1 rRNA gene is annotated in these 403 nt (G+C 58.8%); it reads right to left on the bottom strand.

What is annotated here, in order from left to right:
• Positions 1-341: 341 nt before the first annotated feature.
• A 16S ribosomal RNA gene (locus tag AC5P09_RS52175) occupies positions 342-403 on the bottom strand; the annotation flags it as partial.

Raw genomic sequence — 403 nt, 5'->3', positions numbered from 1 at the left:
TCCACCGTGCGCCCTTAAAAACTTGGCCACAGATGCTCGCGTCCACTGTGCAGTTCTCAAACAACGACCAGCCACCCGTCACACACCACTTCCGTGATGCTGCACCGGGGCCGGCATCGAAGGTCCAGACTGAAAAGCCCGTACCCTCAGACACCCAACAGCGTGCCCGACACCCTCGCCACTCGCCTTCCATTCCACGCCGAAGCAGTACTAGGAAGACAAGCTGGTCAAGTGTGCCGAATAGTCAACGTTCCACCCTTGAGCAACCAGCACCGGACATTCGCCGATGAACTGGCCTCTGGACAGCCAAGCAAGCTCGGCCGCCGAGAAGTGCTCCTTAGAAAGGAGGTGATCCAGCCGCACCTTCCGGTACGGCTACCTTGTTACGACTTCGTCCCAATCG

This window comes from Streptomyces sp. a15 (assembly GCF_059026085.1).
Note: the sequence above shows the minus strand (reverse complement) of the source record. Positions and strands in the feature narration are given on the sequence as shown.